Below are 15,383 nucleotides of genomic sequence, written 5' to 3' on the forward strand. Positions count from 1 at the left end.
TGTGCGCCGGACATTGACGTGCGTCGCGGTCAGATGCCTTACCCGACTTGAGGGACCTCGGTCGGAATGCCGTTGAGTTGCATGGACAGCACCGCCACCTGCTCGGCGTTCAACGCGCCCTCGAAGGCCCAGACGTCGTCGATCGCGCCGGTCCAGTACTCGCCCCAGCCGCCGGTGGCGGTGCGGGCGCGGCCGACCTGGAGGGAGTGGTCGGCGGGGAAGGTCCGGACGTTCTCGGCCCAGGAGCCCGTGTCGCAGGGGTCGTCCGTCTCCTCGTCACACGTCACTTGCAGCTGGCCGTTGACGTAGAGCTGGGCTACACGGCGGAAGCCGTCGTAGACCAGCGTCAGGTGGTTCCATTCCCGAACGTCCAGGAAGCGGCGGTTGTCGACGCTGACCACGGTGGCTCCCGGATCATCGGCGTCGGACAGCACGATCTGCCAGGTGCCGCGTCCGTCCGCCGACTCGGGCTCGAAGCGGACGGCGAACGCGCTGCGCTCCGCTCCCGCCGCGCTGAGCACCGTCGCGCCGGCCTCGGGCAGGGCATCGGCCCGGGCCCAGGCGGTCACGGTGAAGCTCCCCGAGGTGTCCACGGGCACGGTTCCGGCCGAGGTGGCCGCGTAGTCGTCCACACCGTCCAGCAGCAGCGCCCCGTCGTCCACCCTGCCGGGACCGATCACCGGGTCCCCGTGCAGGTTCAACGGGGTCCCGGCGGAGGAGGAGTCCGGTGTCGTCCCGGCGTCGCTCTCCTCGAACTGCCACCGCCCGGCGACCGACGCGCTCTGCTGGAACAGTTCCTCGACCTCGCTCGCCGTCGTCATCCGGTCGAACAGCCGCACGTCGTCGATCTGTCCGGCGAGTTCCCCGGACAGGGTTCCGTCGCGGTGGTCGGCAGCGCCGATCGTCATCCGACCGGTGGCGGTCCAGCGGCCGGTGAACTCCTCGGTGGCCACCAGTTCGCCGTTGATGTACAGCCGTAGCTCCTCGGCATCCAGATCATGGACGCCGACCACATGCGTCCAGGCCCCGAGACGGGCGTTCGCGCAGTCCGGATCGCCCTTGGCGCAGGGCCACTCGCTGGCCTGGACCAACGACCCCTCCGCGTCGTCCGCCGTCCAGCGGCGGAACGTCCACCCCCGGCCGTCCGGGGCGTGGACCAGGGCGAAGCCCCAGTTCGTGTCGGCCGTCTGCGCCGCGACCACCATGTTCTGGTTCGGCTTGTCATCCGGCAGTCGCACCCACGCGGACACCGCGAACGACTGGTCGGTGTCCAGCACCGGCTGCTCCGTCGCCAGGTAGCTGCCCACTGTGGTGTCCCCGTCGAACGACGCCGAGGTGTCGGTGACGCCCTCGGCGCCGAAGGTGACGTTGCCGTGGACGTCGGCCGCCAGCGGCTCGCTCACACCCGTCACGGTCGTGGCCTCGGCCGCCTCGTCGAGGGACCACACCGCCACCGCCGGGCGACCGCCATCGGTCAGGGGCTGCTGGGCGTGCAGTTCGGCGATCTGGGCCTCCGGCAGCCAGCGGTCGTAGAACTGGACCTCGTCCACATCGCCGGCGAGGAACTGCCCCGCCGTCTGTCCGGACAGCGCCGCCCCCAGGGCGACGGCTCCGCGTGACTCCCACGGGCTGGTGAACGCGGTGGTGGCGGCCAACTGCCCGTCCACGTAGAGCCGGAGCTGGTCCCTGGAGAGGTCGGACACCGCCACCACATGCGTCCACTCCCCCAACGCCGCGGCCTCGCCCTGCCGGGCCCGCGTCACGGAGGCGCTCGCGCTGTCGCCGGCGGGGACGGCGAAGGACCAGCCGCCCGTGCCCGGATCGACGGATACCTGAAAGCCGTAAGTGTTCTTCCCCGCCTGAGAGACCGCAGTGCCCGTCGAGTCGACCCCGCCCTCGGGCAGCCGGGCCCAGAAGGAGACAGCGAAGCTCTTGGAAGTGTCAAGCACCGAGGTCTCCGTCGCGGCGTAGCCGCTCTCGCCGCCCACCTGCAACGCCCCGCCACTCACCCCGGCCACGCCGGCCACCGCGTCACCGGCCAGCGCCGTCTCCCATGATCTCCCGTCGCCCGAGGCACTGGAGGCTCCCGCCTCCTCGTCCAGGTCCCACACCGCTTGCTCCGGCGAGCCCTCCAGCACACGAAACAGGTACGTAGTCGTCGCCGAACGGTGCCCGGCCTCGTCATACGCCGCGACGGTCAGAAAGTTGACCCCTGCCTCCGGCGTCAACCGCACGGTACGCGCCGCCCCGTCCGTCGTCGCGATCTCGTTGGCCTCCCGCGGATCGGAGTTCAGGCCGTACCGGTACCGGTTCACATCGGAAGACGACGAGTCGAAGGTGAAGTCGCCGTACAGCCCCTCGCCCTCGTGCCACGGGTTCTGCGGGTCCGCCGGATCCGAGGCCGGATACTCCGGCGAGGTGACGGTCGGAGCCGCCGGGGTGCTGGTGGTGCGGGCGGTCGGCTCGCCAACCCCCAGCAGCCCGACCGCCAGTGCCCACCCCAAGCCACCGACCATGGCAGCGCGCACGAAAGTCACATTCCCTCCCCAAAGTTCCCACCAGAAATTCTCGTTCACGAACGTCGCAAGGAGATTAGGGACGCATCGCACGCACGTCCAGACCGACAGAGTCCGACAACCCGGGGCGATGCAGCACCAACTCACTCCCAAACATGGACATGATCACAGCGGGGCACCGCCCTCACGGACGGTGCCCCGCTATCAGTTGGGTTGCGCGTTTCCGGAACGGGCGGGCAGCTCGGCTCAGAGGTTGCCGACGCCGGCGCCCGCGGTCACGATGCCGGGGATGTCGGCGGCCGGGTCGAGGGTGTAGGAGTAGGACGGGTCGCTCACCGAACCGCCCTGCTGCCCCTCGCACGTCACCGAGGCCGCGGTTCTTCAGCTCGGTGACACATACAGCCAGAACTTGGCGCCCTCGCCGCCGTCGCCGGCCCAGCAGGAGTCTCAGTCATCTGGCGTCTCCTTGATCATCAGATCTGCCGTTGATTAGACACTCCCGTTCTTGCCTCCCGATTTCTCCACCGAAACCAAGGTTTGCGTACCTCAAGGCGCTTGGGACTGTGATGACCGCCACCGGGTAGGTCTTTTGGTGGCTACTCACGGAAGTGAAGGAAGGACTTCCTCCCAAGCTTTCAACCTCCCGTCGATGTCTCCTCTGGACGCCACTCCCGCGAGACTAAGAGCGGGCGCAATAAGATTCTTAACAGCTCGCAGAATCCGAATCTGCGCAATGTCGAGAACGCGCCAACCGACCAATAGATCCCGAGCCTTTTCAACGGAGATCGGAAGCTCTTGAGCTAGAAGGTCGATTAGGTGACTCGGATTCAGGATGTCAACTGCAGCATTCGGCGGAGTCTGGCGCAGTAGGGCCACGGAGAGATTCAAGCGGCGAATCACGCTCTCGCGTGCGAGGCGTCAGCCTTCCACTCGTCTCCTCGGCTGTCCTCTCAACCCTGGTCGGCGTCGTCGTCGCGCACGGCCGAAGTGGGTATACGAGGCGCTTCGGTAATCCACTCCGTTCTCTGTCTCCCATGGTCCCTCATCGAGCCAACTCAGCCGTCAGCCTAGCGTGATCTCAAGGGCCGGTCGGTTCCTCGTTGTCTCCATGCCGTTTCTCACTGCGCGTTCTGAAGATCTGACTCGTCCTCACTCAGCGAGTTGCCCCGACTTCGGCGTAACACTACCGGCCGAAGCCATGGCAGGGCCTGTAGTCATGCCTCGCCACGGCGATCTGTAGTTCTAATAGTAACTCCATGACTATCGAGCAGGTCACCCGCGAGCCGCTTCCCCGCACTGCGGACGACGCCGCGTGCCCACCAGTCTTCCACTGGGAGGCGTGGGAAGGCATTCGGTCGCAGAAGGACACGGAATCGAGCGTCAATCTGCGCAACTCGCTGCTTGAAGACCACCATCTCAGGATATTGAGATAGCTTCTCATCGCACATCGCACGCTCGATCGCATCGCGGGAGGTCAAGTCATTGAAGTAGTCCTCAGCATCACTCGAATAACCATGCTCGCATTCCGAGACGAACTGCTCCCAGCGGGCAAGCAGATCGGTTGGCGATGTATCCCGCCACCGGCCCGATGCCCTCGTGAACTCAGAGAACACCGCATCGAAGGACTGTGAACTCGTCAACGGGCAGCCTCTCGTGAAAAGTATGTCGCGGGATCGTCAGGCCGGAAGAACGTGGTGATCTCCTCTCCATTTCTCATTCCGATACGCCCGCTGGCATCCAAGCGAATCACCACCCCGTCACTACGAGTCGCCTCCCGGGCTCCCGCTGGAAGCGGACCGCACATAAGGCTGCAGGCATCTGCAACATACTCCTCGAATCCGCCCTTGCGATCGTACTCAGGCATGTCCGGGGTTCGAGTCGGTTCACCTGCATCGTCCAAGCCGAGTACGTGCTTGTCATAGTGCTCATCCGCCGCTCCCGGCCTGAAGTTGCAGTTGTGCACAAGTACCGGAGTGTCGTCCGCGACCACGTAGTACGTGTGGGTGTCTTGAATGGTGAGGTTGTGGACGGTGGCGGGTTGGGTGTGGTTCTGGACGGTGGTGACCGTGGCTTGGGTGCCGTCGGGGGTGGTGAGGTGGTCGCCGGGGTTGAGGGATTCGGCGTTGGTCCAGGTTTGGGTGTCGGGGGTCCAGTAGGGGTGTTCGTCGGTGGAGGTGAGGGTTTCAGTGGCGCCGTCCTCGGTGGTGAGGGTGACGGTGGTGAGCTGTTTGGTGCCGGTGTTCAGGAGCTCGGCGGTGACCGTGCGGGGGATGGTCTCGCCCGTCTCTGGGTCGGTGGCCAGGACCTCGTCGCCGATCTCGACGTCCTCGATGGGCTTGGTCGTCCCGTCAGCCATCAGGACGTGCGTGCCAGGGACGAAACTGTTGCAGCTCGGGGCGTCGGAACCGTCAGAGCGCCGGTTCGCGTCGCCGATCTCGTCCAGGGCTTCGTCCGTCTTCCCGAACAACCTGCCGCCTGGAAAAAGGTCCAGCACCAGTGAACTGCAGCCCAGGGAGACCATGTCCTCCTGACAGTCGGTCACCGCTCCCCAGGGGTCGGGCACGAAGAGGTCCTTGACCGTGGAGGCCATCTCCCACGGGTCAAGCAACATTCCCTGGAGAGGGGCAATGGGATTCCAGCCGACCTGCTGCACCTCTCCGAATCCGGAGCTGGAGCCCGTGTCGGAGTAGACGGCGCTGCTGGTGGAGGAGGAACTGACCGGGGCAGTGGGCTTCGGGGGTTTCTGGCCGGAGCTGACATTGCCCGGTGTGGTCACGACGTCCGGGCGGACCGGGATGTACAGCTCCCCGGATGGGTCGGCAAAGGTGAGCGGGTTGTTGTTGGCGTAGGTGTAGCCATGGATCTGTTGCGGGTCGGTCAGGTCCATGATCGGGTCGAGCGAGACGAAGCGGCCCTGAGCCGGGTCGTACTCACGGGCCCCGAGATGGGTCAGGCCCGTCGAGGTGTCGCTGGTGCCACCGACGAAGCCGCGGGTGCCCGGCCAGGAGGCGGGCTGCTCGCCGCGAAGATCACCGAAAGGCAGGGTGCGGCGCTGTTCGAGCTCCAGGGTGGCCGCGTTGACCGCGAGTTGGGCGGTGCCGTGGTGGTCGGCGATGGTGAGGAAGACGTCCCCGTCGTTCTCATGCACGGCCGTGTGGCCGCCCCCGAGGTCGAAATAGCGGGTGGCCTCCGGAGTGGATGAGCCGTTCGGGAGGGTGACCTCGGTGTGGCCGCCCAGATAGAGGGTGGTCTCGGTCGGGGTACGGCCGATCAGACGGTTGCCCTCGGTGTCGTAGACGTACTCGGTCGTGCCCCCGTTGACCTCCTCGACCCGGGTGAGGTTGCCCTCGGCGTCCCAGGTGAGGGTCTGGGTATCCCCGCTGGTCTGGCGGCTGGTGGTGTTCCCGGACGCGTCGTAGTCGTACTCCTCCAGCGAGGTGACGCCCGGGGCCTCCTCGGTCACCGAGGTCAGGGTGTGCGGCTGGGCGGCGCCGGGCTCGGGGTAGTCGTAGGTGCGCTCGGTGTCCTGCTCGTGCAGATTCTCCGTGAGGCGGTTGCCGACCGCGTCGTAGGTGTAGGAGTGCCAGTACGGGGCCGGCCCGTCCATCGCCGAGGTCGAAGGCTCGTCCGCGCAGTCCTGCTGGCCCTGGGCCCAGGCCTCGGTCAGCCGGCGCAGGTAGTCGTACGCGAAGCACTGCACGTCCGTGCCGGTGCGGGAGACGTCGGCGGCGGACAGGACGTTGCCCGCCTCGTCGTAGGTGAACGCCTCGCTGCGGTCCCATCCGTCCTGGCCGAAGCGCTTGACCTGTGCCGAGGCCAGACGCTGAGTGCCCCACTCGTAGGTGTTGTTCACCCAGGTCGAGTTACTGTCCGGTCCCTGCGAGAGGTCGTATTGGAGCGGCTTCCCCGTGAGGCTGTGGCTGACCTCCGAGTCGAAGCCGGCGCCATAGGTACCCGTCTGCCAGAGCGTGCGGGCGTCGTACTCGAAGACGGCCGTGTTCCCCGGCAGTGCACCAGCCCCATCCCAGTGCTGGCCTCGGGGAAGTCCGGACTCGAAATACTCGTAACGTGTCTCGTAGGTACCGGCCAACTCGCCTTCGGTCTCGGGGATGACCGTACGTTCCCTGGTGGCACGGTACTGGTGGTCGTATTCGGGGATCTCGTGGCTGTAGGCCGCTCCGTCCGCGTAGCGGATGGACTCTGCCAGTTGGCCCTGGGCGCGGGCGACGGTGTCGTAGATCCATTCGGCGCGCAGCGCGCCGCTGGGTGAGTCGTCGTGGAGTTCGGTCTGGCGGCCGAGGTCGTCGTAGACGTACGCGAGGGTCTGGTCGCGGGCGTCGGTGCGCTCGACGAGTTGGCCGCGGTCGTCGTAGACGCTCGTCGTCTCGCCGGCGTCCGGGTCGGTGGTGGCGGTGGTGCGGCCCAGCAGGTCGTAGGTGTACGTCCACTCGTTGCCGGCCGGGTCGGTGACGGAGGACAGCAGCCCGGCGGGCGTGTACGCGTACGAGGTGGTGTCGAAGTCGGCGCCGGCCGTGGGCTGGTGGTGCTGGCGGAGCTCGGTGACCTGGCCGCGGGCGTCGACGAGCGTCGTGGTGGCGGTCTCGCCCTCGGGCGGGATCACGGTGGTGCGGTCACCGCCGTAGCCGGTGGTGGTGATGCCCAGCACGTCGACGCCGTCGCCGTTGCCCGCGACCTGGCGCGACTCGATCTCTCGTCCCAGCCCGTCGTAGCTGGTCCAGGTCTGGGTCTCGACGTCGAGCGCGTTCTCCGGGGAGAAGATCGTCTGGGTCGGGGCGCCGTCAGCGTAGTAGGTGGCGAAGGTCCTTTCGGCCAGGCCGCGTGCGTCGTAGAACGTGTCGGTCAGCAGCCGCCCGCCGTCCGGGCCAAGCGCCTGGGTCTGCCGCTCGCGCAGGAAGCCGTCGTACAGGACGTACGAGGTGGGGAGTTGCCCGCCGTTGTGACCGGGGGTGCGGGTGCCGACGGCGACAGGCTGGCCCTCGGTGACGCGGTAGGTGAACTCGTACGTGGGCGAGAAGCTCGTCGGGATGTTGTACCAGACCCCTCGGAGTCGCCCGAGGGCGTCGTACGTCTGGGTGGTGACGTAGTCGTTGGTGTCGGTGACCTTGGTGGGCAGGCCGCGCAACGGGTCCAGGTTCGTCGTGGTGCTCTGTGCCGTGGCGGGGTCGTCGGGATCGGCCCGCGGGGTGGTCTCGGTGACCGTGGTGGGGATGCCGGTCGCCGGGCTGTAACCAGTGGTCGTGGTGCGGCCGTCCGAGCGCGGGTCGCGGGTCACCGTGGAGCCGGTGGCGGTGACATCGGCGGTCAGGTCGGTTGCGGTGAGCTGGCGGCCGTAGTCGTCGTAGGTCGCGCCGGACTCCAGGTAGCTGGCCGTGCTGCCGTCGTGCTCGGCGATCACGGCGGTGGCGGTGACGTCGCCGGCGGTCGGGGCCTGGCCGTAGTCGCGGCCGTCGTAGGCATACCGCTCGTCCGAGATAACGTCCTCGGACCGGTCGGGCGTGGCGTCGCAGTTGACCGCGACGGTCTCGGCCCGCGAGGGCAGGACAAGCAGGTTGCCGGAGGAGTTGGTGGCGTAGGTGGTGCGGGTGCACCGGTCGTCGGCTGCGGCGGAGATGTCCCCACGGTCGTCGACGGTGGTGAGGCGGCCGGCGACGGTGTCGTAGGTGTTGATGACGCGGGTGGTGCGCCACTCGTCGCCCGCGCCTTCGTCCAACGAGGTCCAGGTGGTGGTGCGTTCGGTGCCCGTGAGATCGGCGGTGATCTCACCCCAGTCGCGGGAGTCGCTTGCGGTCTCGTGGTGCCAGGGGCGGGAGACCGACCTCTCCAGCACGTCGCCGCCGACACCCTCGAAGGTGACCGTGCGGTAGGCGAAGCCCTGGGCGGAGGGATGGTCGGTGATCGGATCGCCCTCGCCCGCGGGCAGGTCGACGGTGACGGACTTGGTGCCACCGGACGGGGACTGGCGGTCGCCGTCCATGCCGCGCAGGAAGTACGTGTCCTGCTGGGAGACCATCCCGTCGGTGCCCTGGCCGCCGGCCTGGACGCGGACCTGGCCGTAGCCGCGCCACTGTGACCAGGTCTTCTCCGACGCGGGGACCAGACCGTTGTCGTCGTCGTAGTGCCAGGCCGCGCCGCCCAGGTACTGGTAGCGGGTCACCTGGTCGGGGGCGCCGCCGGTGCGGTCGGTGGCGGTGACGGAGGTGACGACGTACTTGTTGAACCACTCCAGGTCCGGGTCGATGTCCACCCCGCCGCCGATGTACTGGGGGAAGCAGCGGGTGGTGTTCGTCTGCGGGGTGGGCAGATTCCCGGCGTTACAGACCGGGTCGGAGTACGCGACGTCGATCTGGCCGCCGTACTCGTCGGCGATGGTGGACAGCCGCTCCTTGATGAACGGGGCGTAGCCGTCGCCGATCTCGTCGAGGCGGTTGGCCAGTTGGGTGTAGGCGAACGTCGTCTCCGGCAGGGCGATCGTGGGCGTGGAGCTGGTCCCGGTGTGGCCGGTGTGCTGGATGCTTTCCAGGAGCAGCTGGTAGTCGACGTCGGACGTGCCCCAGCGGTGGGTCAACTCCCAGGAGTCGACGGGCTGGTAGGCGCCGGCCTCGTAGACCTGGGTGGTGACGGAGCCCAGGCGGAAGCGCGACCAGAACGTCGGCGAGAAGCGGCCGGCGTCGCAGGTGGCGCTCGCCCCGCAGTTGAGATCCCAGGGGGTGTCGTACCAGTACTGCTCGTTGTCGTTGATCGCGCCGGTGGTGCAGTCGATGTTCTCGTGCAGGCAGCGGGTGGCGTTGGCGAAGTCGACGCGGGCCAGCGGCTGCTGGGCGTAGAGGTCGCCGTCCGTCAGGCCGTAGTCGATGCGGTCCAGGAAGCCGCCGCGGATGTAGCGGGTGTTGTTGTCCTCGTTGAGGAAGCGGCCGTAGGAGTTCTGCTCGATGTTGTAGTAGTAGGCGACGGCGTTGCCGTGCGGGTCGACGACGTAGTCCAGGTTCCAGCGCCACGCCTGGTCGCACCAGGAGGAGGCGGTGGTGCTGGCGTGGCAGGGCTCGCCGGAGTCGTTGCCGTAGACCGGGGCGGTCCAGGTCGAGTCGGTCGCCTCGTCACCGGAGGACCAGCCGGGCAGGCGGTGGTAGCCGAAGTAGTACCGGGTGCCGTCCGGGGTGGTGACCTCCCAGTACTCGTTGTTGTTGTCGCCGTTGGCCCGGGCGTCGGCCGTGAGGCGGCGGATGCGGGTGCCGTCGTCCTGCTGCAGCTTCCACTCGTTGTCCGCGACGGGGACCAGCTCGCCGGCCGTGCCGTTGAGGGAGATGAAGGCGTTGTCGTACTCCCAGCACAGGTCGCCGACCTCGTTGCCGTCGCCGTTCTTCACCCCCTCCTCGGCGCAGGACTGATAGCGGCGCTCGATGTAGCCGGGCCACAGCTCGAATCCGTCGCCGGCCCAGGAGGACTGGTTGTTGGTGCCGCCGGTGCGGCCGTCGATGGAGCCGGAGGAGTACGACAGGCCGACGTTGGGCGTCAGGCCGCCGGGCACCTCGGGCACCGGCATGTCGTAGGACCAGGTGAAGTCGCCGGTGTTCAGGCCGACGTCCCACGTTCCGGAGGGCGAGAGCGGCGTGGCGGTGTAGTCGCTCTCCATGCTCTCCTCGTCGGCCGCGGCGGCGAGCACGAGCGGCTGCGAGGCGTCCAGCCCGACGCCCTCGGCGGTGAGGATCTGGCCCTCGGCGTCGTTGGTGGACTCCAGCGGAGTGCGCTCGCGGCAGGCCGGGTCGTCCGGCGTGTCCAGGGCGCAGGCGGGGAGTTGGTAGAGACCGAGCCGCGAGCCGAAGCCGCCGCCGTACGCCTCGGCGAACGTCGCGTAGTCCAGTTGGACGTCGACGGCGGAGTCCGCCAGGGTCTGTTCCTGTGTCTGGTCCTGGGCCTGGTCGGCCGCGGCCTGCTGCTCGACGGTGAACACCACGCCCAGAACGCCCGCGGCCTCGGTGCTCTCGCGGTCCAGCACCGTCACCTCGGCCGCGACGTCGCTGTCCTCGGCGGTGCGCGCGGAGTCGCCGTCCTGGGCGGTCCGGAGGGACAACGGAAGGTCACCGGCCTGGGTGAGGCCGTCGGCGTCGTCGTTCGACAGCAGCACGTCGGCGGGGGTGGACTCCGGCCACGCGGCCCGGGGGTCGCGCTCCGGTACCCGCGGGCCCTCCTCGACCGTCCGCTCCTCGACCGGGAGGCCGTCGGTCCCGTCAACCGGCTGCTCGGACTCGGGCAGCGGCGGCGGGCCGTCGTTCGCGAGCGCCGTCGTCGGCAGGGAGACGGCCTGGAGCAGAGAGCCGATCAGCATGAGCGTCGCGCCGTGCCCCAGGTACCGGCGCCACGTGCGGGCCCGGCGTCGCTGCCGTCTGTCGTTCATCGCGTACCTCGGCTCCTCGCTGGCTCGATGTGCGGTGAGAGTTCGGGCGTCGTCGTTCGTGGACTTCGTGCGTGCTGCTAGCTGGAAGGCGGAACCTCGGTGGGAGTGTCGGCAAACGCCATGGACAGCCACGCCACCTGCGCGCTGCTCAACGCCCCCTGAAAGGCCCAGACGTCGTCGATCGCGCCGGGCCAGTACTCGCCCCAGCCGCCGGTGTCGGTGCGGGCGCGGCCGACCTGGAGGGAGTGGTTGGCGGGGAAGGTGAGGACGTTCTCGGCCCAGGAGACCGAGCCGCAGGCGTCGTCCATCCCGCCGGCGCACGCCACCTCGGCGAGCATGCCGTTGACATAGAGCTGGGCCTGACGGCGGAAGCCGTCGTAGACCAGCGCCAGGTGGTTCCAGTCCCGGGCATCCAGAAAGCGGGCGTTGTCGACGCTGACCACCGTGGCCCCCGGATCGTCCTCGTCGGGCAGCACGATCTGCCAGGTGCCGCGCCCGTCCGCAGACTCGGGTTCGAAACGGACGGCGAACGCGCTGCGCTCCGCTCCCGCCGCGCTGAGCACCGTCGCGCCCGTGTCGGGGAGTGCGGCGGCCTGGGCCCAGGCGGTCACGGTGAAGCTGGCCGAGGTGTCCACGGGCACGGTTCCGGCCGAGGTGGCCGCGTGGTCGTCCACGCCGTCCAGCAGCAGCGCCCCGTCGTCCACGTTGCCGGGGCCGATCACCGGGCCGCCGCTCAGGTTCAACGCGGTGCCGGCGGCGGAGGAGTCCGGTGTGGTGCCGGCGTCGCTCTCCTCGAACTGCCACCGCCCGGCCAGCTGCGGGTTTTGCTGGAACAGTTGCTCGACCTCACCGGCCGTCGTCATCCGGTCGAACAGCCTCACGTCGTCGATCTGCCCGGCGAACTCTCCGGACGGGGTCCCGTCGCGGTGGTCGGCCGCGCCGATCGTCATCCGGCCGGTGGCGGTCCAGTGGCCGGTGAAGTCCTCGGTGGCCACCAGTTCGCCGTTGACGTACAGCCGCAGTTCCTGGGCGTCCAGGTCGTGGACGCCCACCACGTGCGTCCAGGCCCCCAGGCGGGCGTTCGCGCAGTCCGGATCGCCTGACGTGCAGGGCCACTCGCTGGCCTGCACCAACGACCCTTCCGCGTCGTCCGCCGTCCAACGACGGAAGGTCCACCCCCGGCCGTCCGGGGCGTGGACCAGGGCGAAGCCCCAGTTGGTGTCGGCGGTCTGCGCCGCGACCACCATGTTCTGGTTCGCCTTGTCCTCCGGCAGCCGCACCCATGCGGACACCGCGAACGACTGGAAGGTGTCCAGCACCGGCTGCTCGGTCGCCAGGTAACTGCCCGTGGTGGTGTCACCATCGAACGACGCGGAGGTACCGGAGACGCCCTCGCCGCCGAAGGTGACGTTGCCGTGGACATCGGCCGCCAGCGGTTGACTCGCGCCCGTCACGCTCGTGGCCTCGGCCGCCTCGTCGAGCGGCCAGACGGCCACCGCCGGGCGACCGCCGTCGGTCAGGGACTGCTGGGCGTGCAACTCCTCGACCTGGGACTCCGACAGCCAACGGTCGTAGAACCGGATCTCGTCCACCTCACCCGCGAAGAACTGCCCCGCCGTCTGTCCGGACAGCGCCGCCCCCAACGCGACGACGCCGCGTGCCTCCCACGGGCTGGTGAACGCGGTGGTGGCGGCCAACTGGCCGTCGACGTAGAGCCGGAGCTGGTTCAGGGGGCGGTCGGACACTGCCACCACGTGTGTCCACTCCCCCACCGTGGCGGCCTCGCCCTGCCGGGCCCGCGTCACGGAGGCGCTGGTGCTGTCGGCGGCGGGGACGGCGAAGGACCAGCCGCCCGTGCCCGGATCGACCGATATCTGGAAACCGTACGTGTTCTTCCCGGCCTGGGAGACGGCCGTGCCCGTGGCGGACACGCCTCCCTCGGGCAGCCGGGCCCAGAGGGAGACGGCGAAGCTCTTGGAGGTGTCCACCACCGAGGTCTCCGTCGCGGCGTAGCCGCTCTCCCCGCCCAACTGCAACGCGCCGCCGCTCACCCCGGCCGCGCCGGTCACCGCGTCACCGGCCAGTGCCGCCTCCCAGGGTTCCCCCTCACCCGAAGCACTGGGGGCGCCCGCCTCCTCGTCCAGGTCCCACACCGTCCGCTCCGGCGAGCCCGCCCGCACGACGAACAGGTAGGTGCGCGGCTCCGAACGGTTACCGGCCTCGTCGTACGCCGCGACCGTCACCCAGTTGACGCCCACCTTCGGCGGCGCGAGCCGCACGGTACGCGCCGCCCCGTTCGTCGTCGCGACCTCGTTCGCCGCCCGCGGATCGGAGTTCAGGCCGTACCGGTACCGGTTCGCGTCGGAGGCGGGCGAGTCGAAGGTGAAGTCGCCGTACCGCCCCAGGCCGTCATGCCACCCGTCCTGCGGGTCCGCCGGATCCGCGGCCGGATACTCCGGCGAGGTGACCGTCGGCGCCCTGGGGACGTTGGTGTCGAGGTGGAAGGTGCACCGCGAGGGCGATCCGCTGGCCGACCACGGCGAGGCCCGCTCACCGTCGTGGGACCGGGCTTCCCACTGCACCCGCCCGTTGTCCGGCAGCCTGTCGGGCAGCGTCACGTTGAAGGTGGAGCCGGAGTTCTTGAGCGTGCTCAGCCCTGACTCCCAGCGCACGACGTTTCCTTGGCCGTCCCCGTTGTCCCACAGCGCACGGAACTCGACCCGCACCTTGTCACCATCCGGGTCCGTGACGTTGGTGGCGTAAATCTCGCCCACGCTACGTACCAGAGTCGGGTCGTTCGCGGGCGCGCACTGCCCGCCGTACTCCATCAGCAGCTGGCTCGTCTTGATCTGGGGCGGTGGGCGGTTGTACTTGACCCGGAGGTACGCATCATCGGAGAAGCGCTTCCAGCCCAGCCGGTCCGACTCGTTCGTGGCCTGCATCCCCAACGTGAGGGTCGACCAGTCCGCGTCCGCCGCCTGCTGCACCGCGGGAAGGACGTTGAACTCCGCGTCCCTCGCCGCGCATCCGTCGTACCCGTAGGCGAAGCTCTGGGTGTCCAGCCGGTCGATCCAGAACGCGTCGTTGTTCTGGGAGTCCCACGTCGTCCCTGAATCGATGCCCTTCGTGCGCCACACCTGTACCTCACGGTCTGTGCAGGAGGCGGAGTACACGTTGGGGACTCTGAACTGGGCCTCGAGGATCTTGGTTCCGCCGAAACGAGAGACCGGCAGGCGGTAGAACAGCCGCTTCAGATCTTCCGGCGCGCAGTACTCCCACCCGCAGTAGCCCAGACCGGCGTTGTTCTCGCCGTTGAACTTCCACTGCGGCGAGTCGTTCCAGTACCGCGACACCATCGTCCACGCCGACGCGCCCGGCGTGTGCCACTGCGGATCGATGAAGACCGGGTACCGCGTCTCCTCTCCCCGCAGGATGTCCGGGTCGGGGGTCAACGCGAGCGAGGTGTCCGTCACCTCGACGGCGACCCGACCCTGGCGGGCGGACTCGTCCGAGCCCACCTCGGAGGTGTCGACGGACGCCGGCTCGGCCTCCGCACCGGTGGTCGAGTCCCACATCAACGGTGCCGGGGCCTCGAACACCGCGTTGCCGGCGCCCTCGTCCACTGCCTCCACACCGCCGGCGTCGGTCACCCGCACGTCCATGCCCGCCGCATCGAGGCCCAGCGTCAGCTCGTCCAACTCGGCGCTCTCTGCCGCCTCAGCGGAGTTCACGACGAGCAGCTGGGTGAACCCGTCGGGGCCGGCCCCCATCCGCAGGTCAACGTCCGGCAGCACGTCCCGGTACACCGCGTCCGAGCCATCGAGTTCGGGGGCCGGGAGCGTGCCGGGCCAGCTGAGCTCCAGCGTCCGGCCCGCCCGGGTCATGCGGACCAACGGGTCGTCCGCGCCGCCGCCGGAGAACGCCAGGTCGACGGTGGCCACGGCCGGGGCGACCATGCCGTCCTCATCCACCGCCAGCGTCGTGTCGATGTCCCGCCACTCGCCGTCCACCCTCGCCCGCACCGGGCGCAGATACTCGCGCGCCTCCAGCGTCCCGTCCGGGTTGGCGAAGACCTCGCTGCTCTCGCCGCGTGCCGAGAGCACCTCGACGGGCTCACCGGTCCGCTGGGCCTCCTCCAGCGCCGCCTCTTCGGACGCGGCACCGGGCTCGTCGTCCGTCCCGGCATCCGCCTCGGCGGTCTGGGACGCCTCGCGTGCCGGCGCCGCGTTTCGCGCCACGGCCGGCTCGGCAACCCCCAGCAGCCCGACCGTCAGTGCCCACCCCAGACCACCGACGACCGCAGCGCGCACGAAAGTCACATGCCCTCCCCAAGGTCCCCACCCAGTACGCTCGTTCACGAACGTCGCAAGGAGATTAGGGATGCATCGCACACATGTCCAGACCGACAGGATCCGACAAACCGGGGTGACGCAGGGCGAATTCGTCCTCAAACA

Annotated in this window: 4 protein-coding genes; 1 reads left to right on the top strand and 3 read right to left on the bottom strand. The window is 69.0% G+C overall.

Going from position 1 to position 15,383, the window contains the following annotated elements:
* Positions 1 to 38 precede the first annotated feature (38 nt).
* Entirely contained in the window at positions 39 to 2,504 is a 2,466-nt protein-coding gene (locus tag ABGB06_RS17865; RefSeq protein WP_347590396.1) for a LamG domain-containing protein, read from the bottom strand.
* A 1,268-nt stretch (positions 2,505 to 3,772) separates the two neighbouring features.
* Here ABGB06_RS17865 and ABGB06_RS17870 point away from each other — a divergent pair.
* Positions 3,773 to 3,949, top strand: a complete 177-nt coding sequence (locus ABGB06_RS17870; RefSeq protein WP_347590398.1) for a hypothetical protein — start codon at positions 3,773 to 3,775, stop codon at positions 3,947 to 3,949.
* A 203-nt stretch (positions 3,950 to 4,152) separates the two neighbouring features.
* Here the strand turns inward: ABGB06_RS17870 and ABGB06_RS17875 are convergent, their stop codons facing one another.
* Positions 4,153 to 10,929, bottom strand: a complete 6,777-nt coding sequence (locus ABGB06_RS17875) for a polymorphic toxin-type HINT domain-containing protein (protein ID WP_347590400.1) — start codon at positions 10,927 to 10,929, stop codon at positions 4,153 to 4,155.
* Positions 10,930 to 11,006: 77 nt separating this feature from the next.
* On the bottom strand, positions 11,007 to 15,239 hold the full coding sequence (locus tag ABGB06_RS17880) for a LamG domain-containing protein (RefSeq protein ID WP_347590402.1): 4,233 nt from the start codon (positions 15,237 to 15,239) through the stop codon (positions 11,007 to 11,009).
* Positions 15,240 to 15,383 lie beyond the last annotated feature (144 nt).

The organism is Streptomyces sp. B6B3 (assembly GCF_039871525.1).
Classification (GTDB): Bacteria; Actinomycetota; Actinomycetes; order Streptomycetales; family Streptomycetaceae; genus Streptomyces.